The sequence below is a fragment of the Pseudomonas versuta genome (genome assembly GCF_001294575.1).
Classification (GTDB): domain Bacteria; phylum Pseudomonadota; class Gammaproteobacteria; order Pseudomonadales; family Pseudomonadaceae; genus Aquipseudomonas; species Aquipseudomonas versuta.
Genome location: NZ_CP012676.1, coordinates 1,724,663 through 1,746,695, shown reverse-complemented (window position 1 = coordinate 1,746,695; position 22,033 = coordinate 1,724,663). Strand labels below are relative to the sequence as shown.

Annotated in this window: 18 protein-coding genes; 8 read left to right on the top strand and 10 right to left on the bottom strand. The window is 61.2% G+C overall.

The window, feature by feature from the left end; genetic code table 11:
* Positions 1-115 precede the first annotated feature (115 nt).
* Complete coding sequence (locus tag AOC04_RS07895; protein WP_060692169.1) at positions 116-733, top strand: hypothetical protein; 618 nt, start codon at positions 116-118, stop codon at positions 731-733.
* Positions 734-800: 67 nt separating this feature from the next.
* On the opposite strand, the gene AOC04_RS07890 is transcribed toward AOC04_RS07895, so the two are convergent.
* From AOC04_RS07890 to AOC04_RS07855, 8 genes are all read right to left on the bottom strand, one after another.
* Entirely contained in the window at positions 801-2,351 is a 1,551-nt protein-coding gene (locus AOC04_RS07890; RefSeq protein WP_060692167.1) for a FadD3 family acyl-CoA ligase, read from the bottom strand.
* Positions 2,352-2,370: 19 nt separating this feature from the next.
* On the bottom strand, positions 2,371-3,402 hold the full coding sequence (locus AOC04_RS07885) for a ferredoxin--NADP reductase (RefSeq protein WP_060692166.1): 1,032 nt from the start codon (positions 3,400-3,402) through the stop codon (positions 2,371-2,373).
* Position 3,403: 1 nt separating this feature from the next.
* On the bottom strand, positions 3,404-4,162 hold the full coding sequence (locus AOC04_RS07880) for an SDR family oxidoreductase (RefSeq protein ID WP_060692165.1): 759 nt from the start codon (positions 4,160-4,162) through the stop codon (positions 3,404-3,406).
* Positions 4,146-5,900, bottom strand: coding sequence for an FAD-binding protein (locus AOC04_RS07875; protein ID WP_060692163.1), 1,755 nt, complete (start codon positions 5,898-5,900; stop codon positions 4,146-4,148). Before AOC04_RS07875 ends, AOC04_RS07880 begins: the two co-directional genes overlap by 17 nt.
* Positions 5,897-7,642, bottom strand: a complete 1,746-nt coding sequence (locus AOC04_RS07870) for an FAD-binding protein (RefSeq protein WP_060692161.1) — start codon at positions 7,640-7,642, stop codon at positions 5,897-5,899. Before AOC04_RS07870 ends, AOC04_RS07875 begins: the two co-directional genes overlap by 4 nt.
* Positions 7,643-7,684: 42 nt before the next feature.
* Complete coding sequence (locus AOC04_RS07865; RefSeq protein ID WP_060692159.1) at positions 7,685-8,872, bottom strand: acyl-CoA dehydrogenase family protein; 1,188 nt, start codon at positions 8,870-8,872, stop codon at positions 7,685-7,687.
* Positions 8,873-9,145: 273 nt separating this feature from the next.
* Complete coding sequence (locus AOC04_RS07860; protein ID WP_060692157.1) at positions 9,146-10,720, bottom strand: amidase; 1,575 nt, start codon at positions 10,718-10,720, stop codon at positions 9,146-9,148.
* Between the two features lie 118 nt (positions 10,721-10,838).
* Positions 10,839-12,275: a coniferyl aldehyde dehydrogenase gene (locus AOC04_RS07855; protein WP_060692155.1), complete on the bottom strand. Its 1,437-nt coding sequence runs from the start codon at positions 12,273-12,275 to the stop codon at positions 10,839-10,841.
* Positions 12,276-12,447: 172 nt separating this feature from the next.
* Here AOC04_RS07855 and AOC04_RS07850 point away from each other — a divergent pair, with 172 nt between their 5' ends.
* The 6 genes from AOC04_RS07850 to AOC04_RS07825 all read left to right on the top strand — a co-directional run bounded on the left by AOC04_RS07850 (position 12,448) and on the right by AOC04_RS07825 (position 18,519).
* A complete protein-coding gene (locus AOC04_RS07850; protein ID WP_060692153.1) occupies positions 12,448-13,428 on the top strand; it encodes a flavin reductase family protein in 981 nt (326 codons plus the stop codon).
* 13 nt (positions 13,429-13,441) lie between these two features.
* Positions 13,442-14,215: a glucose 1-dehydrogenase gene (locus tag AOC04_RS07845; protein WP_060692151.1), complete on the top strand. Its 774-nt coding sequence runs from the start codon at positions 13,442-13,444 to the stop codon at positions 14,213-14,215.
* 140 nt (positions 14,216-14,355) lie between these two features.
* Positions 14,356-15,147, top strand: a complete 792-nt coding sequence (locus tag AOC04_RS07840) for a fumarylacetoacetate hydrolase family protein (RefSeq protein ID WP_060692148.1) — start codon at positions 14,356-14,358, stop codon at positions 15,145-15,147.
* A 20-nt stretch (positions 15,148-15,167) separates the two neighbouring features.
* Positions 15,168-16,097 (top strand): acetaldehyde dehydrogenase (acetylating), encoded by a 930-nt coding sequence (locus AOC04_RS07835; protein WP_060692146.1) that lies wholly within the window; start codon positions 15,168-15,170, stop codon positions 16,095-16,097.
* A gap of 10 nt (positions 16,098-16,107) precedes the next feature.
* Positions 16,108-17,130, top strand: a complete 1,023-nt coding sequence (dmpG, locus tag AOC04_RS07830) for a 4-hydroxy-2-oxovalerate aldolase (RefSeq protein ID WP_060692145.1) — start codon at positions 16,108-16,110, stop codon at positions 17,128-17,130.
* Between the two features lie 75 nt (positions 17,131-17,205).
* On the top strand, positions 17,206-18,519 hold the full coding sequence (locus AOC04_RS07825; protein ID WP_060692142.1) for a spinster family MFS transporter: 1,314 nt from the start codon (positions 17,206-17,208) through the stop codon (positions 18,517-18,519).
* Here AOC04_RS07825 and AOC04_RS07820 read toward each other — a convergent pair.
* Together AOC04_RS07820 and AOC04_RS07815 are read right to left on the bottom strand one after the other, a co-directional pair.
* Entirely contained in the window at positions 18,492-19,577 is a 1,086-nt protein-coding gene (locus tag AOC04_RS07820) for an NAD(P)H-dependent flavin oxidoreductase (protein WP_060692140.1), read from the bottom strand. The two genes, AOC04_RS07825 and AOC04_RS07820, sit on opposite strands and share 28 nt — an antisense overlap.
* 38 nt (positions 19,578-19,615) lie before the next feature.
* Complete coding sequence (locus tag AOC04_RS07815) at positions 19,616-21,175, bottom strand: L,D-transpeptidase family protein (protein ID WP_060692138.1); 1,560 nt, start codon at positions 21,173-21,175, stop codon at positions 19,616-19,618.
* Positions 21,176-21,309: 134 nt separating this feature from the next.
* Here AOC04_RS07815 and AOC04_RS07810 point away from each other — a divergent pair, with 134 nt between their 5' ends.
* Positions 21,310-22,023 carry a murein L,D-transpeptidase catalytic domain family protein gene (locus AOC04_RS07810; RefSeq protein WP_060692136.1) on the top strand — a complete coding sequence of 238 codons (714 nt, stop codon included), beginning with the start codon at positions 21,310-21,312 and terminating at the stop codon, positions 22,021-22,023.
* The last annotated feature ends 10 nt before the right edge of the window (positions 22,024-22,033 follow it).

The window sequence follows — 22,033 nt, the reverse complement described above, 5'->3', positions numbered from 1 at the left end:
AGCAATGAATCTTTCGGCGGAGCATGCCGTTCTTTTCGCCCGCGGTGGTATAAGACGTTCTCACAATGCCTATGCGACTCCAGTGATTGTTTCAGACAATATAAAACGGGGCTAGATGAACATGGGAATTTTCACAACGCTTTATATTGTCGCTGGCAAAATACCTTTAATCCACTCCAAAAACTGGGTTCACGGCAGAATTTTCCCGGTGTTTGCATCGGCATTCCTTGGGCAGCGCGGGGCCTATGAGCTGGAATATTTGAAAAGTTACTATGGCACTCATGATTATCTGCATGCACATACATTAGAACAGGAACACACCCCATTAATTCAGAATCAACACTTTTATGCTGATATCAATCGGTTGGACAGACTTGACATCTTTGCTCACGGCGATGAGGACGGAATGTTTAGCCTCAGCATTAATGAGCTAGCCGATTACCTGAGTCGAAATAACTTAAGAGAGGTGGGTGTAGTCAAATTTAATGTTTGTCGCGCTGGCTTCGATCCCGATTTTCTCAAGTTGGCGAGATCCGCATTCCTTAACAAAAATATCTCTTTCTGCTGGATGGACGCCCCTAAAGACAACATTCTCTACTACCCGCCCTTTAAGTATATTTCGAACCATGTTCTGGCAAGTAACAAACACCGTGTCATTGACGGGAACATCCAGCACGAATTTCCCGGCACTCGATATGTATTCTCCAACCCGGACAGAATCAAAACAGAGTAATCACGCTATTCGAACCCAATGGCTGTGATGGCCAACGCTCAGCCTGCGGGAGCGCTGGCCAATGCCACTACATAATCAATGATCGCAATTCATTCTTCGCCACCTTGTTCGATGCATTGACCGGCAATGCCTCGTAGAACCGCACCATGCGCGGCACTTTGTAGTTGGCCATGTGCTCCCGGGCCCACAGGATCAGCCCCGCTTCGTCCAGTCGCTGTTCATGGCGCAGCACCACGCAGGCACAGCCCACTTCGCCCATGCGCTCATCCGGTACGCCAATCACCGCCACTTGGGCGATGGCCGGGTGTTCGATCAGGCCCGCTTCAATCTCCGCCGGGTAGCAGTTGAAGCCACCGACGATAAACATGTCTTTCAGGCGGTCAGTGATGCGCAAGTTGCCCGCGGCATCCAGCTGGCCAATGTCACCCGTGTGCAGCCAGCCCTCAGTGTCGATGGTTTCGGCAGTGGCTTGCGGGTCTTCAAAGTAACCCTGCATCACGTGAAAGCCGCGCAGGCAGATTTCGCCCGTATCACCCGCCGCCAGGGCTCGGTTTTGCGGGTCACGGATGCTCACTTCAGTACCGGCAATCGCCCGCCCGCTGGTGCTGGCAATGGTCTGCGCCGGATCGGCCGGGTTGCAAATGGTCGCCAGGCCGCCGCACTCGGTCAGTCCATAGGCCGTGGTCACCACCGAAAAACCCAGTTCGCGGCGCATCCGTTCGATCAGGCTCGGGGCGATGGTCGCGGCCCCCGTAACGGCAATGCGCAAGCTCGACAGGTCGGTTTCAGCCAGTTTGGGGTGCGCCAGCATCGACAGATACAGGGTCGGTGGCCCCGGCAGTACGTTGATGTTCTCGGCTGCAATGCGCTGGAAGACCGCTTCGGCATCGAACACCGGGTGCGGCAAAATGGTGGCCCCGGCCAGCAGGCACGTCAGCCAGCCCGCCTTGTAGCCAAAGGCATGGAAAAACGGGTTGATCACTAAGTAGCGGTCACCGGCACGTAACCCAATCACCTTCACGTATTCGCTGAACGCCCGGATGTTTTGCCCGTGGGCGCTCATCACCCCTTTGGGTTTACCGGTGGTGCCCGAGGTGAACAGCAGATCGCTCAAGTCATCGGCACGGACCCCGGCTGCCCGCTGCCGGGCGTCGGCTTCACTGACGCTTGACCCGCCGGCCAGAAACTCATCCCACGCCGGGGCGTCACCCAGCAGCACCAGCCCCTCGAGGGTATCGGGACGATGGGGGGCGAGTAAGGCCAGGTAGTCACTGCCCAAGAACTTCGGCTGGACAAATAACAGCCGGCTGGCACTGCGCTGCAAAATATCAGCCGCCTCGTTGCCTTTCATACGGGTGTTGACCGGCACCATCACCGCCCCTGCGCAATGAATGCCCAGTGCCGCAATGATCCAGTCCCGGCCATTGGGGGCCCAGATCGCCACCCGGTCACCCTTGCCGATACCCCGGGCCATCAGGCTGCGGGTCACGGCCAGCGCCAGGTGCGGCAAGTCGCGGTAGTCGGTGCACTCACCGTTTTCTTCGATAGCGGTACGCCCTGCATGATGCTGTGCGGCATCAATCAGTAGCTGGGGAATAGTCATGGGGCTAAAAGTCATCGATCACTCGTCCGGCTGATTATTCGGGGAAGCACACCCGCAGGTGTTCGCTGTTGGGCACGGACTGGCATGCCAGTACCCAGCCGTCATTGAGTTCCTGCTGGTCGAGGGCATCGTTGCGCAGCATCTCGACACTGCCCCGCTCCACGGTGCACATGCAGGTGGCGCAAGATCCCACCAGGCACGAGCTGGGCGGTTTCAGCCCGGCGCGCAGCATGGCATTGAGCACCGTTTCGCCTTCGGCACACGGCACTTCGAACTCCTCGCCATCAAGACGTACCGAGAGCTGGCTGGCGATGACATCGGTATTGACCGGCGCCAGCGCCTCCACGCTGCCCTCTTCAGGCAGGGAGACAAAACGTTCGACGTGGATGCGCCCATGGTCCATGCCCACTTCATGCAAGGCGCTGACCGCCGCGTCCATGAACGGGCCCGGACCGCAGATAAAGGCCTGGGCATGCACAAACGGCCTGGCCATGTGCGCCAGTTGTGCCACCGAAGGAATCCCCTGGACCGAATCGAGCCAGTGAATCACTTGCAGGCGTTGCGGGTAGGCGCTGGCCAGCGCTTTGAGCTCGCCGGCAAAGATCACCGAGGCCTCGTCACGGTTGGCATAAATCAATAGCACCCGGCCGCTGCCTGCGATCAACGCCGAACGCAAAATCGACAACACCGGGGTTACCCCGCTGCCGCCGCCGAACAACACGAAGTCATCGTCAAAATGGCGCGGCACAAAGACCCCGGCCGGGGCCAGTACTTGCAGTTGATCGCCCTCGCGCAACTGCTGACACAACCAGTTCGAAGCCCTGCCGTCGCGTACTTGCTTGATCGTGACCCGCAGTGGCTCATCCACCAGCGGTGTGCTCGACAACGAATAGCAACGTGGCAACCAGCCGCCTTCAAAGGGCACCCGCAGGGTCAGGAACTGGCCGCTTTTATAAGAAAACTGCTCATTCAGGGCCTGGGGTACCTCAAACACCAGCGATTTGGAGTCCGGGGTTTCAGTAACGATTTGCGCGACGCGCAAGGAGAAATAGGCAGGTGAATTCATTTCAAATACTCATTACAAACTGGCCGCTGTCGATTCGCAGTTCGATGCCGTTGATGGCGCGCGACTCGTCGCTGGCAAGAAACAGCACACTGGCGGCGACATCTTCAGGCAGGCACATGCGCCCCATGGGGTCTGCATCAATGGTCAGGCTCCAGGGGTCCAAGCCTGGCGGCAGAGTAGCCGTGGTCATGGGTGTGAGAATGCCGTCCGGGTGCAGGGAATTGCAGCGGATGCGATATTTACGCCGCCTGCACATCACCGCCACGGTACGCGAGAGCGCAGCGACGGCGCCTTTGGAGGCACTATAGGCTGCGTAGTCATCACGCCCGGCCACACCGGCGATGGAAGACATGTTGATGATCGAGCCGCCGCCCTGTTTCATCAGGCCAATGGCAGCGCGACAACCCAGAAAAACGCTGTCGGAGTTGATCCGCTGCACCCGCTGCCAATCGCTCAGGGAGGTGTTTTCAATATCGCCCTTGAGCAAGATCCCGGCATTGTTGAACAGGATATCCAGCTGGCCATAGTGCTCGCCAATCGTCTGTATTACCCGGGCCCAGTCCGCTTCACTGGCGGCATCCTGTTCAATAAAAAGCCCCTGCGGGCCGATTTCTTCAGCCAGGGCACGGCCCGAGGCCACATCTATGTCGCTGATCACCACGCGCGCGCCCTCTCGGGCCAACAACAGGGCACTGGCCCTGCCCACGCCACTGGCGCCGCCTGTGATCAGCGCGACCTTGCCTTTAACACGTGCGCTCATGGGGCGATCCTTGTTCTATAGGCGCGCCGGCCGACGCTTGATGGCTCACGAGCGGATCAGCAATAAAGTGGTCTGCATTGCGGTCAATACCGGTGCAGGCCCGCCCTGCCCGGCGTCCCGAAAACACGCAGTCGGCCAGGGACAAACCACTGATATACAGGTGTGATGCCACGCCTATGGCGGTGCGCCCGGCACTGTACAGCCCGGCAATCCGGCGGCCGTTGTCGTCCAGCACCGCGCCATTGTTTTCATCGACTGTCAGCCCGCCCAACGTCAACGCCCCCAGCGGAAATACCGGGTTGTCGACACTGATATTGCAGGCATAGAACGGTCCTTTATCCAGCACCTGGCGACTGCTCTCAGACTTGCCGAAGGCATCCGCGATTTCGCCCCGGGCAGCTGCGTTATACGCCTGCAACGAGCCGCTCAGCTCCCCGGACTGCATACCGCATACCTGGGCCAGCCGATCAGGGTTCTCGCCCTTGCGCACCTTCAGCAGCATCAGGGCCAGTGCAGGCAAACTCTGGAACCACCAATACCCCCCGAACAAGGCCTGACGGATGGCCTGCTTGCGCAAGCGCGCATCCAGCACCAGCCACGCCTGACCGCCCTGCTCTTCACACAATGGCTGGCCCAGGGTGGCGCCATACACTTCTTCGTTACAAAAGCGCTGCCCCTGGGCATTAACCACGATCCCCTTGGGCCAGCAAAAAGGCGGGTTGATAAAGCGCCAGGCCGACACACGGCTCAAGCGTTCGCTTTGCGCCCCGACCGATTGCCCCAGGCGCAAGCCACTGCCATCGCAACCGGTAGCGCCCACCTTGAAATTACGGCGAAATTTGGGTGCATGTTCGCGGATCAGGTCGCGATTGAAGATAAAGCCACCGGTGCTAAGGATGACCCCGCGCCGCGCCCGGACCAGTATCGGTTGCCCATGATCTCGCTCCAGCTGGCTGATTTTTTGTCGCAGGCGATCGCAATAACCGGGAGCGAAGTTTTGCCAGCGCTCGGCGCGGGCCGCCAGACGCGCATGCTCACGGGCTTCACGGGAGCCCGGCGGCAAACGCCAAAGCTGGGCACCGACCACGCGCCCGGTGTCATCGACCACCAAGCGCCGCGCCGCCGTTTGCAGCAAGGGCTGCACTGCGGCGCGCAGGCAGGCGTCTTTCAAATGGCCATACAGCACAGCACCGCATTGCCCCTTGCCCACCGTGCGATGACCGCGTGGTGCCGGCGGTTGCTCGCCACCATGGGACGGCACCAGTTCGTTGCCGGAGTAATACAGAAAATAGCCATCGGCGGGATACGAGGTTTTGCCGCCCGCAGGCATGCTGTGGGCATAGCGTGCGCCGTGGCCTTCGAGCCAGCGCAGGTTGTCGGCACTGTCATCGCAGAATTTGCGCAAGGTGTCGTCGCTGATCACGCCACGGGTTTCGTGCTTGAGGTAGTCAAACATCGCTTGCGGGGTGTCGCTGAAACCTGCGTCCTGCTGCTGTCGGGTACCGCCGCCCGCATACACGACGCCGCCACTCTTGGCGCTGGCGCCGCCGCCGGTAAAACGGTCGGCGACAATCACCTCGGCCCCCTGGCTACGGGCCTCCAGTGCGGCGCAGGCGCCGGCAGCCCCCCAACCGATCACCAGTACGTCGCAGCTTTGGTCCCAGTCCCGATCCGCCAGACGGTCCAGGTGCAGCGGGGGCAGGATTTCAGTGATGCTGGCGGTCCGGGGCCGGTTCATGACACCGCCTCTGGCGCAGTGCTGGCTGCCACCGGCACGCTGCTGGCGATATGGTTGGCGGCGATATAGCCAAAGGTCATGGCCGGGCCCAGAGTGCCCCCGGCCCCGGGATAGCTGGTGCCCATGACGGAGGCGGAGCAGTTGCCAATGGCATACAGGCCACTGATCGGCCGCCCGTCTTCCCGCACCACTTGCGCGTGCCTGTTGGTCAGCAGCCCGCCCTTGGTGCCGATGTCTCCGGCGTCCAGGCGCATGGCGTAGTAAGGCCCTTTGCGCATCGGCGCCAGACACGGGTTGGGTGTGATATTGGAGTCGCCGTAATAGCGGTCGAACACATTGCCACCGCGCCCGAAATCGAGATCGACCCCGGTTTTCGCGTATTGATTGACCTTGCTTACGGTGTTGCTTAACCCGGCGCCATCCACGCCGATTTGCATGGCCAACTGATCAAGGCTGTCAGCCTTCCAGTACACAGTGTTGAGCCATTCCTTGCGCAAGCGGCTATCGGGCATCACCTGGGCCGGCATCAAAGGGCCCATGGCGTAATGAAAGCGGAAATGGCCATCAAAGATCACCCATGACGGCACCGTGCGACCGTCGGTTTTGCGGTTGTCCTTGTACATGGCGTCAACGAATTCGAGATACGGCGCTGCCTCGTTAACGTATCGATGGCCCAGGCTGTTGACCACAATGGCCCCCGGAAACGCACGCTCGGCAAACACCCCGCGCGGTTTTTCTTCGCCGGGCACGGCAATGGTCGGCGCCCACCACGCCCAGTCCATCAACGCCGTAGCCGCGCCAATATTGAGCCCCGCTTCCAGTGCGGCCCCGGTGTTGTTGCCCGGTGGCGTAGCACTCCAGCTGGCTTTGGTCGGTTGCGGCAGGAATTTTTCACGCAGGGTCTGGTTCTGCTCGAAACCGCCCGAGCCAAAGATCACCCCGCGCCGGGCCTTGAGTTCAAGAATTCTGCCGCCCGTTGCAACCTTGATCCCGCAAACGCGATCACCGTCCAGCAGCACGTCCTGGAAGTCGGTGTTGAGCCACAGCGGCACATTGCGATCCATCAGCGAACGGCGCAGGGACGCCACCAGCGAACTGCCCAGGGCCGCCCGACGGTCATATTTGCTCTTGCGTCGCCATTTGAAGTCCAGCTTGTAACGGGCCATCAATCTGAAAATCAGCCATTGCCAGCCGAAGCTGCGGGCCATGGCCTTGTGCGCGTCACGGGCAGTCCACGCAATACGCCCCATCAGCAGGGTCGAGGGTGAAGGTTTGCGCAGATTGGGCAGTTCTTCCTCAAGCAAGCTGGTGTCGAACAGCTCGGGGTCCAGGGTCCGCCCGCCCGGCAGGGCGCCGGGCAATTGCGGGTAATAATCCGGGTATTTGTCGGCCACGGCATAGCGCACCCGACTGTTGGAGGTGAGTTTTTTGATCATGGGTGCTGCGTTGTCCAGATACGCCTGCAGGCGCACCGGATCACCGTGTTCACCGGTGGCGGCCTTCAGGTACTGCATTGACAGCTCAGCGCTGTCCCGCCCGCCGATCGCGGCGAAGTAATGGTTATTCGGGATCCAGATACCACCACCGGAAATCGCCGAAGTGCCGCCGTACTTGTCGCTTTTCTCGACAATCAGCACTGAAAGGCCCTGGTCGGCGGCAAACAGGGCCGAGGTCATCGCCCCCGCACCGGAGCCGACCACGATTACGTCATAGCTGGACTGAGACTGAACTTGAGCCGTCATTATTGTTATGCCATCCGCTGAGGTCAGAAACTCATTACTCGATCAAACAAAAGGGTCCGAGTTGGGTAAACCCAATTGCACTACGCCATAGCTGCGTCGATAGGCCGCTTCGTTGTTGGCGATATGCCCGCGCGCCTGGTGCAGGTCGCGGAAATATCGGGCCACCGGGTTGGTGCTGTACAAACCCGAAGCCGCCATGCAGCGCAGCAGGTCGCTGACCCGGTCGGCGCAGACATTGGTGACATGGGAAGACTGGTAGCGATACAGCAAGCGGGTTTCAACATCCGGATACTCGCCGGCAGTGGCCAGCGCCATGAGGTTTGCGTAATTGCGCATCAACACCAGCTTGAGTGAATCGACGGTGATGGTGGCCTCGGCGACGGCGGCCTGTGCTGCCGGGTCTTCGGCGGTTTTGGCACCATGTTTGCCAATGTGCGCGGCGGCGTTGCTGCGGAACTCGTTGATTGCCCCTTGCAGCGCACCAATGGCCGACGTCGATACGGCGCGAGCGAACACCTGGGCGAATGGAATCGAGTACATCGGGTTGGTGTTGACCAGCCGTCCCGGTGTGGCTTCGAGGCTGTAATTATTGGTGCGTTGTACCCGATGTGCCGGGACAAAAACGTCCTCGACGATGATGTCGTGGCTGCCGCTGCCGCGCAGACCCAGCACGTCCCAGTTCTGCTCGATGCGATAGTCACTGGCCGGGATCAGGAAGGTGCCGTGTTCGGTCGGGCCGGTTTCGTCTTGCGGCACGATACCGCCGAGCAGGCACCATTGCGCATGCTGGCTGCCGCTGGAAAACCCCCAGCGCCCACTGACCTGGTAGCCGCCCTTGACCGGGGTGACTTTGGCCACTGGCATATAGGTAGAAGCCACCAGCGTGGAGCTGTCTTCGCCCCAGACGTCACGTTGTGCTTCTACCGGATAGCGTGCCAGTTGCCACGGGTGAACGCCGACCACACCAAACACCCAGGCAGTGGACATACAGCCCTCGGCCAGCAGCATCTGGATTTCAAAAAAGGTTCGCAGATCGACTTCGTGGCCGCCCCACATCTTCGGCTGCAAGGCGCGAAACAAACCTGCCTCCTGCATGTCGCGAACGGTTTCATCGGGCAGTTTGCAATCCTTGTCCGCCTGGGCTGAACGGCTTTTAAGCGCAGGTATCAGATTGCGCGCGCGTTCCAGCAGCTCAAGCTCTATCGGACTTTTCTCTCGTATCTGATCCATCCGTCTGTTCTCCGTCAGTCTCTCGCTGCGCGAATGCGCGGGCGCTGTATGACGAATAATCCGGCCTGGCGCGCTACTGATCATCGTCAAAGCGGACTAGGCAAAAGCCTGTACCAACGAAACCCGTATTCGCTGACGAGCAGCGCGAGGTTGCGATCGATTGCGCAGCGATCGTGAATCCTTTGGACCGGGTGTGTCTGGATTTACGACGATTGCGTCGCCGATCGCAGCCTCGCGCTGCTCGTCAGCGACGACAAGCGTCGCGATGGGTTATCAAACGGTCGGTAATTTCGCCCACGGCCGGTCTTGCTCGATTTGCGCACTCAGGCGCAGCAGTACGTCTTCCCCGCCCAATGGCCCGGTAAACATCATGCCGATCGGTAAGCCGTTTTCGCTCATTCCCACCGGCAACGAGATCGCCGGTTGCCCGCTGACGTTGGCCAGTACGGTAAAGGCTGCGCTGCCCATGGCGTTGTGGGCGTAGCTGTCCCATGGCTGGTTCAGGCTCAGTAACCCCAGCTGCGGTGTGACGTTGGCAGTGACCGGCGACAGGATGACGTCAAAGGTGTCGAACTGCTGTTCCATGTAACCGCCAATGCTTTCAAACGACTGGCGCGCGCGGTACAGGCCTTCACCCGTGACTTTCTTGCCATTGTCCAGAACCACTTGGGTGATGCGCTCGAAGTCATCGGCAGTGGCAGCTCGGCCCAGCGCCTGTTCACGGTCGTGGACCAGGGTCAGCAAGGCATCGCCAATCACTGAACCATGGGCGCCGAACAACTGCCGAGGGTCGATGTTCAAACGCAGTTCTTCAACGTTGTGCCCCATCGCGCTCAGACGTCTGGCCGTGTCGTCCAGCACTTTTGCAACGGCCGGGTCCAGCGGCGAACTGGTCAGCGAGTCTCGCACCAGGCCAATACGCAGGCGCCCCGCAGCGGTGCCCAGCTCTTCGATATAAGGGCGTACCAGCGGTTTTGCCCAGTACGGACTGCCTTGCTCATGACCCTGGCCGACATCCAGAAACAACGCCATGTCGCGGATGTTGCGCGACACCACGTTGCCAACACTGGCACCGAACCAGCCCTCATATTTGCCCGGGCCGCTGGGGGTGCGGTAACGGGTGGGTTTGAGGCCGACCACGCCGCAATAGGAGGCCGGGATACGAATCGAGCCGCCGCCGTCGGTGGCATGGGCCACCGGCACAATGCCTGCGGCGACCGCTGAAGCCGCACCACCGGAAGAGCCGCCGGCGCTTCTGGCCAGGTTCCACGGATTGCGGGTTTGCCCCCAGAGCAGGGATTCGGTGGTGGTGGTCAGGCCGAACTCAGGGCACGCGGTTTTGCCGAACGGCACGGCGCCAGCCGCTTGGTAGCGGGCTATCAGAGTGCTGGTTTGTGGCGCCGGCGGTGCATCCTTGAACAAGCGGCAACCATTGGTGGTGCGGGTACCTTCAAGGTAGGTGTTGAGGTCCTTGAGCAGGATGGGCACACCGGCCAGCGCACCCGTGGTGGATGCCCCTGCTGCGCGTCGCGTCTTGAGCAGCGCCTGGGCGTATTCGTCATGACGCATGTTGACCGCATTGACCTTGGGGTTGACCGCATCACAACGGGCCATGGCCGCAGCCAGCAGATGCTCGGGGGTCAGCTCGCCCTTTTGCACGGCTCGGGCCATGTCGGTGGCGTCCAGCGCCAGGTATTCGCTGGGCGATACGGCACTTGAGCCCGCAGCGCTGGCATAGCGCCCGAGCAACCCGGCGCCGGCAGCCAGGGCTGCCGCCTTGAGTACGTGGCGGCGCTGCCAGCCTTCAGGGGTCTGGCTGTCTTCGGGTGTAGCGGCAGGAATTGGCAAAATTTATCTCCGGATCACTTCTTGTTTTATGGGCAGACGTGAGCTTTTCTCGCGACAGCATCACCGGGGCCGGCGGCATCGCGAGCAAGCTCGCGCCTGCAGGGTTCTTCTGGGGGGATCAGTCGGGGGTAACCATCGACTGCATGGTTGCCTGGAAGTGCTCGCCATACGGCGGCAGCATGCCCCATTCGCGGCGCGGATCATGGGCCGGGGCCTTGAATACGGTGCGCATGTGACTGAACTCCAGGAAGCCTTCGCGGCCGTGATAATGGCCCATGCCGGAGGCGCCAATCCCGCCAAACGGTGCGTCGTGCATGGCCGCGTGCATCATCACGTCGTTGATGGTCACACCGCCCGACAGGGTGTGCTGCAGCACATGCCGGCGCTCTTCTTCGCTCTGGCCAAAGTAATACAAGGCCAGCGGCCGCTCCCGTGAGTTGATGTCCGCCAGGGCCCGGTCGAGCTTTTCATAGGGCAGCAGCACCAGCGCCGGGCCGAAGATTTCTTCGTGCATGATCAGGCTGTCACGCGGCGGGTCGATCACCACTTGTAGCGGTCGACGTCGCGACTGGGGGGCTGCCTTGAGCGCACGCGGGAAACTTTCAACCCGGGCGCCCCGCTGCCGGGCGTCCTGCACGTAGCTTTCAACGCGCTGCAAGTGCCGGTCGTTAACCACTGACACCACATCCGGATTGTCTTCCACGGTCGGCAGCAGCTCGCTGTAGGCCGCGCCAAGGGCGCCGATAAAGTCAGCCATTTGCTCGCGGGGCACGTACACCACGTCCGGGTTGATACAAATCTGCCCGCCGTTGTTGGCTTTGGCCACGGCAATGCTGAATGCAGCCTTGGCCAGATCAGCACTGCGGGAAATAATGACCGGCGATTTACCGCCGAGCTCAAGGGTCAGCGGCACCAGGTTTTCAGCCGCATTGCGCATCACCGAGCGCGCCACGGCGGTGCTGCCGGTGAAGACCAGGTGGTCAAAAGGCTGTGCGGTAAACGCCTGGGCCACGTCTGCATCGCCGAGCACCACCGCCACTTCCAGCGGGTCGAACATTTCGCCAAAGGCCCGGGCCAGCACACTGGCGGTCAGCGGCACCACTTCCGAAGGTTTGAGAATGGCCCGGTTACCCGCGGCCAGCACGCAGGCCAGCGGGCTGAGCAGGGTGAACAGCGGCGCGTTCCAGGTGCCCATGATGCCGATCGAGCCCTTGGGCTGATGCATCACCCAGGCCTTGGCGCCGAGCTGGTCATAGGGCGCGAATACCTGACGCGGCTCATCTTCGACCCAGTGCGGCAGATGATCGCGGGCATATTTGAGCGATGCCAGGGAGCCCAGCACATCATTCATTAACGAAAAGCCCTGGGGCCTGCCACCAAAATCCGCATCCATGGCTTCAACCAGCGGTTGCTGATATCGCACCAACAGCTCTATCACCCGCTGAATCCGTTGCCGGCGCTGCTCAACGCTTACCGGGCCCGCCTCGATAAAGGCTTTTTTTTGCGCTGCCAACAGGCTGGACAGCTGTTCTGGGGCCGTACTGCTGCACGTCATGGATGAGTCCTCTTGGCATCGTTTCAAGGCCCCGACGCTAGCCAATTACGGCCCCGTACGCCTCGTCCGATCGGACGATAATCGGCTGTATTCGTTAGTCCATTAAGACGATGTAGCGCCCCACCTGGAGAGGAATACTGCGAGCACGAAAATTCAATCCATGAGGTTCGTCATGGCAATGCAAAGCAGTTTCGATCCCCAGGCTTTCCGTACCGCGCTCGGTACCTTCACCACCGGGGTGACCATCATCACCACCCAGGCTGAAGACGGCTCACCTATCGGGATCACCGCCAACAGCTTCAACTCGGTGTCGCTCAACCCGCCGCTGGTGCTGTGGAGCCTGGCCAAGTCCGCCCGCAGCCTGCCGGTGTTCAGCTCGGGCAAACACTGGAACGTGCACGTGCTGTCGACCGAACAGGAACCTCTGTCCGGACGCTTTGCCATGCAGGGCGAAAACAAGTTCGCGGAAATCGAACTCGACAGCGGTATCAGCGAAGCACCGCTGCTACAGGATTGCACCGCACGCTTTCAGTGCCGTACGGCCTTTCAATATGAAGGCGGCGACCATGTGATTTTTGTCGGCGAGGTGCTCGCCTTTGATCACAGCGACCGCGCACCGCTGGCGTTCCAGAGCGGTCAATACGCACTGGCCACCCGCAAGCCACGCAGTGAACTGCGCCTGGCTACCACCCCGCCGCCGCCCGAGTGCAGCTACACCGAGGACCTGTTGGGCTATTTGCTGGGCCGCGCGCACTACCAGTTACTGGACGCGCTGCATCGCCTGCTGAGCAACCAGCAACTGGACGAACACGCGTTTTTCATCCTCTCCGTGCTGTGCATTCGCGACAACATGAGCCTGGACGAGATCAACACCTTCGTCAGCTACACCGGCCACGAGGTCTCGGTTGCCAGCATGCGTTTTCTGGAAAAACAGAATCTGGTGGCACTGGAGGGCAGCACCCATGAACCGCGTTATGTACTGACCGCGACCGGCCGGGAGGCCTCCTTGCAACAGCTGGCCCTGGCCAAGGCGGTGGAGGAAAACGTTTCGGCCAAACTCGGCCCCGGCGATGCCCAGGCGCTGAAGGTGTTGCTCAAGCGGCTGATCAGCGCCAGCGACCCAGGGCTGCCCGACCTGTGGGCCCCTCGCTAATAAAGGACTATTTATGAGCATTATTTCCAGATTTGACCTGACCGGCAGTGTGGCCATCGTTACCGGCGGTGGCCGCGGAATCGGCCGGGCCATTGCCCTGGCCTACGCCGAGGCCGGCGCCGACGTGGTGCTGGCGGCACGTACCCTGAACGATGTCGAAGCGGTTGCCCAAGAGATCCGTCTGCTGGGCCGTCGCGCCCTGGCCATGAGTTGTGACGTCAATGACACCGAGCAGCGTACGGCTCTGGTGATGCAGGCACGTGAGCACATGGGCCGTATCACGCATCTGGTCAACAACGCCGGCGGCGCCGGCCCGAACGATCCGCTGACCCTGAGCGTCGAGCGGTTTGAAGAAATCATGCGCTTCAATGTGTCTTCGGCTTATCACTTGTGCCAGCTCTGCGTGCCCCATATGCGTGCTGCCGGCGCGGGCAACATCATCAATATCACCTCGGGTGCGGCGCGCTATGCGCAAACCCAGTTCAGCGCCTACGGCACCGCCAAAGCGGCGCTGAGCCACATGACCCGTCTGCTGGCCCAGGATTTCGCGCCATTGGTGCGGGTCAACGCCATTGCCCCGGGGCCCATTCTGACCGACGCCCTGAACCGCGTCCTGCCGGTGGCCATGCGTGAAGCCATGGTCAAGGCCACCCCGCTGCAGAGTCTGGGCGAGGTGGAGGATATTGCGGCCGCCGCACTGTACCTGGCCACCCCGGCGTCACGCTGGGTAACCGGCAAAATCCTGGAAGTGGACGGCGGCGCCGAGTCCAGCGTCTGGCCGGGCTGACGCTGTACCCATGAACGTGTGGGAGCGAGCTTGCCAGCGATGCACACGACTGGGTTTTGCAGTCAGACCGCGCGCAATCCATCGCTGGCAAGCCAGCTCCCACAGTGACTCATATAGTCCGGATTTTAGAGAGAGTGTTTATGGACCCCAAGTTGATTGAAGCCCTGGGCGATGAGCTGTTTCACGCGTTGCTTGAACGCCGTAGCCTGCAGCCGCTGACCCAGCGTTATCCCGACTTGACGCTGGAGACGGCGTATCAGATTTCATTGCGTTTTCTGCAACGGCGCGAAGCCCTCGGGGAACAGGTCATCGGCAAAAAGATCGGTGTTACCAGCCGCGCCGTGCAGGACATGCTCGATGTGCATCAGCCCGACTTCGGCTTTTTGACCAACCGCATGCAGGTCGCCGATAACAGCGATGTCAGCTTTAGCGCCAAGCTGCTGGTGCAGCCGCGGGCCGAAGGTGAAATCGCCTTTATTCTCGGCGAGGACCTGCACGGCCCCGGCATTAGCGCCGAAGACGTCATGGCCGCCAGCCAATGGGTGATGCCGTGTTTCGAAATCGTCGACTCACGTATCGCCGACTGGAAAATCCGCATTCAGGACACCGTGGCCGACAATGCGTCATGCGGCGTTTTTGCCCTCGGCGAGCAACGCATCGATCCCCGTGAACTGGACCTGGCCAAGGTCGAGTTGCACTTGCTGAAAAATGGCCAGCCGGCCGGTAACGGCTTCGGTTCGGCGGTGCAAGGTCATCCGTGTGCCGCCGTGGCCTGGCTGGCCAACACCCTGGGCAAGTTCGATATTCCGTTTCGCAAAGGCGAAATCATTCTGTCCGGGGCCCTGGCGCCGCTGGTACCGGTGCAACCCGGCGACGAGGTCAGCCTGACCCTCAGCGGCCTGGGTTCTGCACGTCTGCGCTTTGTGTCCTAAACCCGTTCGAGAGCCTTCCCATGAGCAAAAAGATTAAATGCGCCCTGATCGGGCCGGGCAACATTGGTACCGACCTGCTGTACAAATTGCTGCGCAGCGAGGTGCTGGAGCCAGTGTGGATGGTCGGTATCGATGCCACTTCAGAAGGCCTGACCCGCGCCCGCGAACTGGGGCTCAAAACCACCAGTGACGGGGTCGACGGCCTGTTGCCCCATATATTGGCGGACAATATCCAGATCGCCTTCGATGCCACCTCTGCCTACGTGCACGCCGAAAACAGCCGCAAGCTCAATGAGCTGGGAGTGCTGATGATTGACCTGACGCCTGCCGCCATCGGCCCGTATTGCGTGCCGCCGGTCAACCTGCAGGCCAATCTCAAGCGCGGTGTGATGAACGTCAACATGGTGACCTGCGGCGGCCAGGCAACGATTCCGCTGGTAGCCGCGGTGTCCAGCGTGCAACCCGTGGCCTATGCCGAGATCGTGGCCACCGCAGCGTCCAAGTCGGTGGGCCCGGGCACGCGCAAGAACATCGACGAATTCACCCGCACCACGGCCAGTGCCATCGAGCAGGTCGGCGGCGCGAAAAAAGGCAAGGCAATCATTATCGTCAACCCGGCCGAGCCGCCGCTGATCATGCGTGACACCGTGCACTGCCTGACCGAAACCGCACCGGACAAGGTTGCGATCACCCTGGCGATCGCCGACATGATCCAGGAGGTACAGAAGTACGTACCGGGTTACAAACTGGTGAACGGTCCGGTTTTTGACGGCAACCGGGTATCGATTTTTATGGAAGTCGAAGGCCTGGGCGATTACCTGCCCAAGTACGCCGGCAACCTCGACATCATGACCGCTGCGGCGGCGCGTACGGCTGAGATGTTTGCCGAGGAAATCCTCAAGGGCGAGCTGCAACTCAAGGCCACTGCCCCTCAATCTGCCCTCGCTTAAGGAGCTACCCATGGATCTTCGCGGCAAAAAAATCACCGTGCATGACATGTGCCTGCGCGACGGCATGCACCCCAAGCGTCACCAGATTTCCCTGCAACAAATGAAAGACATCGCCTGCGGTCTGGATGCCGCCGGTGTACCCCTGATTGAAGTAACCCACGGCGATGGCCTGGGCGGCAGCTCTGTGAACTACGGTTTTCCGGCGCACACCGACGAGCAGTACCTGTCGGCCGTGATTCCGATGATGAAGCAGGCCAAAGTCTCAGCCCTGCTGTTGCCGGGTATCGGTACCGTGGACCACCTGCAAATGGCCTTCGAGCTGGGGGTCAACACGATTCGGGTCGCCACCCATTGCACCGAGGCGGACGTCTCCGAGCAGCATATTTCCTATGCCCGCAAGCTGGGTATGGACACCGTGGGCTTTCTGATGATGGCGCACATGAACAGCCCTGAAGGGCTGGTCAAGCAAGGCAAGTTGATGGAGAGCTACGGCGCCAACTGTATTTACCTCACCGACTCCGCGGGCTACATGCTGCCCCACGACATCAAGGCCCGGGTTGCGGCGATGCGTGAAGCCCTGCACCCGGACACCGAGATCGGTTTTCACGGGCATCACAACTTGTCGATGGGGGTGTCCAACTCCATCGCCGCGATCGAAGCCGGGGCCACGCGCATCGATGCGGCCGCCGCAGGTCTTGGCGCTGGTGCGGGCAATACGCCGATGGAAATCCTGGTGGCGGTCTGTGACCGCATGGGCATTGAAACCGGGGTCAGCGTGTTCGGTATCCAGGACGTGGCCGAAGACCTGGTAGTGCCGATCATGGACTTCCCGATCCGCAGCGATCGCGATGCCCTGACCATGGGCTATGCCGGTGTTTATGGCTCGTTCCTGCTGTTCGCCAAGCGCGCCGAGAAGAAGTACGGCGTACCGGCGCGGGAAATTCTGGTGGAAATGGGCCGACGCGGCATGGTCGGCGGCCAGGAAGACATGATCGAAGACACCGCCATGACCCTGGCTCGCCGACGCGGCTGACGCAGGGGTTTGTCAAAGGCGCTGACGCGTTGCGTGTCAGCGCCTTTGGCATTTTTATCTGACAGGGAAACGAATATGTCCAAGGCTCACGTCGGCTGGCGCAGCCATGCCTTGCTGTTGTTGCTGGCTGCGGTGTTTGCCGACAACTTTGTCGGCCGGCAGATTCTGGCGGTCATGATTGAACCGATCAAACTCGAATTCGGTGTCAGTGACACAGCCATGGGGCTGATTTCCGGCCTGGCATTTGCCGGGGTCTACGCCCTGCTCGGCTTGCCTGCCGGACGCCTGGCCGATCGCATGTCGCGCACCCGCTTGCTGGCCATGGCGTGCCTGCTCTGGGCCGTGGCTACCATGGTCTGCGGCCTGGCCGTGAGTTTCTGGATGCTGGCCCTGGCACGCATGGCGGTTGCAGTGAGTGAGTCGCCTACCACCTCGGCGTCGATGTCGATCATTGCCGACTTGTACCCGCCCCATCGCCGTTCGTTTGCCATCAGTTGCTTCACCGCCGCACCGACTTTCTCGGCGGTGATCGGCTTGAGCCTTGGCGCCTGGGTGGTCGAACACTATGGCTGGCGCACGGCGTTTATCGTGATTGGCATGCCGGCGCTGCTGTTTTCACTGGTGCTGGCGCTGGTGGCCAAGGATCCGGACCGTGGACGCTGGGACCTGGCCAATGCCCATGCCGCGCATCCCCTGCAAAGCCTGAGCAGCGAAGCCCGCAAGCTCTGGGCCCTGCCCGCTTACCGTTGCCTGATCATGGCCGGCGGCCTGAGCACCCTCAGCTCCTATGCAATCGGCATGTGGAACACCAGTTTTCTGGTGCGCTCCCATGGCTTGTCGTTGCAGCATGCCGGACTGTTGGCCGGGTTCATTTGTGGCGGTTTTGCCGGCATCGGCGCGTTATTTAGCGGCTGGTTGAGCGACCACCTGACGCCCCGCAACCCGCACTGGCAAGTGGGCATTCCGGTGATCGGGCACGTGGCCGCGATCAGCGCACTGTTCGCTTATTTATTGTGGCCCAACACGATCTGGGCGCAGGTGGCAGGGGTGCCGATCCCCAGCGCCATGCTGTGGTGTGCGCTGTACAGTTTTTTTGTGGTGTGGTGGGTGGCGCCGTCCTACAACCTGGTCACGCAACTGGTGCCGCCCAATCGCCGGGGCACAGCAATGGCTTTGCAGACGATCATTTCGACACTGCTGGGGGTCGGTGTCGGGCCTTTGCTCGCCGGTTTGTTCAGCGATGCACTGCTGCCGCGCTTTGGCAATGAATCGTTGCGCTACGGCTTGCTGCTGGTGAGCCTGCCGGTGGTGGGTGCGATCATGCTTTTAATTCGCACCTCCACCCATGCCGCGCAAACCCGTTATTTACATGTGGAACGCGCGGTGTAGTCATCGACCAACTTGCGGGTCAGTTCCTCGGACGACAATTCGACACTGCGTCCAGGACTCAGTGCGAAAGCCTGACCCGCCCACAGGTTGATGAAATCTGTGGAGCCGGCAGGCTCGGTTTTGGCCTTGAGCGGTAGCAGTACGCCACCCGCCAACGGAAACTCCGGGGCCTGGGGGTTGATCGGCCCCAGTTCACGCATCACCCGATTGACGATGCCGCGGGCCGGGCGGCCGGTAAACAGGTTGGTGAGTGCAGTCTCGCTGGAACCGGCCTCACGCAAGGCGCGGTAATGGGGCCGGGCAAGTCTGGCCTGCAGGCAGAACAGGTATGCTGTGCCGATTTGCACCGCACTGGCGCCCAGAGCAAAGGCCGCCGCAATGCCACGCGCATCCGCGATCCCGCCTGCGGCAATCACCGGCACCGATACCGCATCAACAATCTGCGGCACCAGGGCAAAGGTGCCGATCTGGGTCGTCAGCTCATTGCTCAAGAACATCGCGCGGTGGCCACCGGCTTCGTAACCCATGGCAATGATTGCGTCACAGCCGTTGCGCTCCAGCCACTGCGCTTCTTCAACGGTGGTGGCGGAACTTAAAACCCTGGCACCACAGGCTTTGACCCGGGCCAGTAGATGCGGGGCCGGCAAACCGAAGTGAAAACTGACCACCGGTGGGCGCAGTTCCTCAACCAGTGCGCAAGTGGCTTCATCAAAGGGTGCACGGCTCGACACCGGGGTTGGCGCGTCATAGTCCACTCCCAGTTCGCGGTAATAATCTTTGAACAAAGACTTCCACTGCCGGGCCCGGGCCTCGTCGGGTTCCGGGGCCTGATGGCAGAAGAAATTCAGATTGAACGGTTGATCGCAGGCTTCACGAAAGGCCGCCACTTCGGCGCGCACCGCGTCCAGGGTCAGCGTGGCGCAGGCCAGTGAGCCAAGCCCACCAGCCTTGGCCACGCCGATCATCATTGGCGCCCCCGCGCCCAGCATCGGGGCCTGGATGATCGGGTGGGCAATGCCAACCAGGTCGGTAAAACAGGAGTCGGGCCATTGAGTCATTGCAGGTCTCGCAGATCAATTCAAGGTTGAAACGGGCATCAGCGCTTGGCAGACAGGGCCGATATCAATGCCGGGTCACGATTATAAATGTCCGGCGAGTACACCACTTTGCCGTTTTTATCGGCATGGGCTGTCCAGTACGTCATGAGGATCGGCACCGGGTTGGACAGCCTGAACTCGGTGGTGCGCCCGGTGGCCAGCAATTCCTCGGTCCGGGCCTTCTCCGCCGGGGTCACCAGCAAATCGCGCAACTGGAACACCGACTCCACCCGCACGCACCCTGAACTGAAGGCACGCGGCCCTTTACTGAACAGGGCCTGGCTCGGGGTGTCGTGCAGGTACACGGAAAACGGGTTGGGGAAGCGGATAACGATACGCCCCAGCGGGTTGCGTGGCCCGGCACCCTGGCGCAGCAGGATGTTGCCCGGACGGTCCCAGTCGATACTTTGCACCGCCAGCGGCTGCCCGCTGCTGTCGAGCACCTGCAGGTCATGCTTGCTCAGGAAGGACGGATCGCGGCGAATCTGCGGCAACTTGTCTTCCTTGAAGATGGTCGGCGGAATGGTCCAGGTCGGGTTCAGGGTCAGGCGCGTCACCCGGGATTTGAGCAACGGTGTCTGGCGGTCGGCCCGCCCTACCTGGGTGCGGGTCTGCCACACCGGCTGGCCATTCTGGTAGACGGTCAACTGTGCCGCCGGAACATTGACCAGCAGGCTGGTGGGTTCAAAGTCACGGGCCATCCAGCGGAAACGCTCCAGATTGATCCGCAACTGTTCGCGGCGGGTTGCCGGACTGACGTTCAACTCTTTAACGGTGCCTGGCCCGATGACGCCATCGGCCTGCAATGAGTGATCGAGCTGAAAGCTCTTGACCGCGGAGGCCAGTTCATTGGAGTACGTGTTGTTGTCAGTTTGCGTCTGAGCACTCAGGTAACCCTCGCTGGCCAAACGCCTGGCCAGTGCCGGTACCCGTGCATCCTGCATGCCGGGGCGCAGCAAGGGGCCATCCGGGATCGACTGCCACTGGGGCAGCGGCTGTTGGCGCTCCCGGGCATAGACCCGGCGCAAGTCTTGATACTGCGCCAGCGCGGGGCGGGCCAGTTCGAAAGCACCGGCTACGTTCTGTACCCCGGGCCCGGCGATTGCCAGGAGTTCGGCCTGACGGTCAGGCTCTTCAGTATTGGCGTGCCAGACCGGTTCAAAACGGTTTTGTGCCAGGCGACCGAAACGCAAGTCCTGCAGGGCTTGCAGGTATTGACGACTGGTACCGATGTCGGCGCACAGGTCCTGGCCCTGGGGCAACCGGTAATTGAGCGGGTCCAGCCCGTCGTCGGCCAGCTGTGACAAGGCTGCCTGCAAAGCCGTCAGGCGCCCTTCTTGCGCCCATACCGGCTGGTAGTTCTGGCCCTCATAAAAGGCCTGCAAAAGTGCCTGGGTCTGAGGCGTCAGGCCGGGTGCCAGTGTCGGGCAGGCCTGGGGCAGTTGCAGCAGGGTCTGCTGCAACGGGTTGGCAGGCGGGTCTGGCAGCACATCGGCCCACGCGACCAATGGCGCTACGAGCAAGGCAATGCTCAAGTAACATGCGTGTTTTTTGATCAACTGCTTTACTCCAATCCATGGCCGTCACGTTGGGGGTCACCATTACAGCCGTCCTGAAGGCTAGCAGCTAAACAGGATCGCTATTAACTCGACGCAGCGTCAGGAGCTAATTCAATAGTGGAAACTCTTAATCTATGCTGATTTCTTTGCGACGACTTTTTCTGGTCGCCGCGACCCTGGGAGCCTTGTGCAGCCCAGCGTTCGCCGCCAATACTTCCTCACCAGGGCTTTACAACAGCCTCGCCCAGGCCGCTCCGGAACTCAATCCCCAGGCACTTAAAAGCGCCCTCAGTGCCATGCAATGCGCCGTCAGCAATGGCGCCAGCCCCGCACAGAACCTTGCCGTCATCGACTATTCGCAACCTTCCACGGCCCGCCGCCTGTGGATCTTCGACTTGCGTAAACAGACCCTGGTGCTGCGCGACCTGGTGGCCCACGGGCAAAAATCCGGGGAAAACTTCGCCACTCAATTCTCCAATAATGAAGGCAGTCATCAATCCAGCCTTGGCCTGTTCCGCACCCAGGAGAGTTACCAGGGTGCCAACGGTTACTCGCTGCGTATGGACGGCCTGGAGCCGGGTATCAATGACAGTGCCCGTGAGCGGGCCATCGTGATTCACCCCGCCAGCTATGTGAACCCGTTGTGGAGCCAGACCCAGGGCCGCATCGGCCGAAGCCAGGGCTGCCCTGCCGTACGCCCGCAAGTGGCGCGCCAGGTGGTAGACAAACTCAAGGACGGTCAGTTCATGTTTGCCTGGTACCCCGACCAGCACTGGCTGCAGTCTTCGGCTTATCTGAACTGCAAGCCACGGCTGGTGGCGAGTATCGTCTCGACCAAAGGCGGCTAGGCAGCAAAGC